Here is a 1,716-nt window from a genome sequence, read left to right as displayed (position 1 = left end):
AAAAAAAAAAACCCAATCCAGGACGCCTAGAGCGCCGGTCAGGTAGTCAGGCTGCCTGTTGATCGTTCCTGTGGCGGGCGATGACGTGGAGGTTGTGGACGACGGCGGTGCGGCGTAGGTCGAACAGGTTCTTGCGCTGTCCGTGGTAGCGAGCGCGGCGGCCTTGCCAGTGGCCGACGTGGGCGAGGGTGTGTTCGACCTTGGTGCGTTCGCGTAGCCGGGCGCGGCCGGTTGGTGTCGCCTGGCGTTTGCGGAGTTCAGCCAGGAGGGCTTCGTCGGGGTGGATGCTCACGCTGCGCCCGCGGCTGCTGGTGGTGCACCGGTCGTGCAGGGGGCAGGAGGTGCAGACCTGTGCGGGGAAACGGACGGTGCGGCCGGGGGTGAACGCCATGACCGTCCCGGCCGGGCAGGTGAGCTGGCCATGGTCGAAGTCCAGGGTGAACGCGGTCTTGTCATACCGGCCGGTGGTGTTACGTACCCGCCAGGCCTTGCAGAAGATCTCCAGGTGTTCGTCGCGGTCGCGGACCAGGGTGGAGGACAGGTAGGCCCGGTCGATGTGCAGCTCGGCGAGGGTGAGGTTCCCGGCGGCCAGGTCGTCGATGATCGTGTCGGTCACGGTGGCTTCCGGAACGTTGGCGGGGGTGAGCCCGACCGCGGGGACCAGCCCGGTGTCCAGGTCGGTGACCACGTGGCGTTTGTATCCGTCGATCAGGGTGGAGCGGGATTTGCGGCCGTGGGCCATGTCCGGGTCTTCCACGCTGATCCGCCGGTTGCGCGCCACCCCGTGGCGCAGCCGTGCCACGCCGGCCGGAGTGGTCTCGACGTCCTGGTCGCGGACCTGACGGGCCACCGCGACGGCGGCCTCGGCCGCCGGGAGGACGTCCTGCTGGGCAGTCACGAACGTCTCCACCGCGTCCAGTGCGGCCAGCACCATCGCCAGCGCGTGGTCCCGCTGGTCGGGGTCGTCCCAGTCTGCGTCCAGGGCGGCTTTGAGACTGGATCCGGTCAGGATCGGCGCGCCGACCCGGCCGGCCAGGACGGTGGTTCCCTCGGCCAGCCCCCACCCCTGCTGGACCGCGATCACACCCAGGGCCTTGCGCAGGGCGTGTCCCATCATGTTCGGGGTGTCCTCGACCCGGCCAGCACCCCACAGCGGGCTGGAGTCCAACGCCGCCCGTAACGCCCGCGGCCCGAACCCCCCGCTCACCGTGGCGATCTCGATGGTGCGTTCGATCAGCCGCCGGTCCCACCCAGCAGCGATCATCCGGGTGCGGAAGCCGACCAGGGTGCCCTTGGAGAACGGGGGCCGGTCGGTGTCCAGACAGTCCAGGACCAGCTGCCAGCGCCGGTCCATCACCGTCGCCTCGATCACCTCGTCGTCGGAGACACCGGTGTAGGCCTGCAGGATCAGCGCCAACGCCAACTGCGCCGGTGGGACCGGCGGCTGCCCTTTCGCACTGTCGCGGTAGACCTCGGCGAGTTCGGTCTGGAACGCCTCGTCGAACAGCTCATGGCGATACCGGCGCAGGAACACGAACAGCTTCGCCCGCCGCACCAACCTGATCACGGTCTGCTCCGCAGTCGAGGGTTCCACCGGTGGACGCCACACCCCAGGACGCATCAGCCAGCACCTCCCGATCAGAGATGGGCACCGAGCGCCCACCAACCGCTGCTGCCTACCACAGGTCACACACGGCTACCTGACCGGCGCTCTAG

The 1,716-nt window shown here is 69.1% G+C and carries 1 protein-coding gene; it reads right to left on the bottom strand.

Features of this window, described 5'->3' with window-relative positions; translation table 11 throughout:
- Positions 1 to 46: 46 nt before the first annotated feature.
- A complete protein-coding gene (locus tag E0504_RS48630) occupies positions 47 to 1,621 on the bottom strand; it encodes an IS1182 family transposase (protein ID WP_131627964.1) in 1,575 nt (524 codons plus the stop codon).
- Positions 1,622 to 1,716 lie beyond the last annotated feature (95 nt).

The sequence above is a fragment of the Parafrankia sp. BMG5.11 genome, assembly GCF_004337455.1.
Note: the sequence above shows the minus strand (reverse complement) of the source record. Positions and strands in the feature narration are given on the sequence as shown.

Bases quoted from the DNA above. Each gene is read 5' to 3' on its own strand.
- E0504_RS48630 (WP_131627964.1), bottom strand. From the start codon at position 1,621: ATGCGTCCTGGGGTGTGGCGTCCACCGGTGGAACCCTCGACTGCGGAG.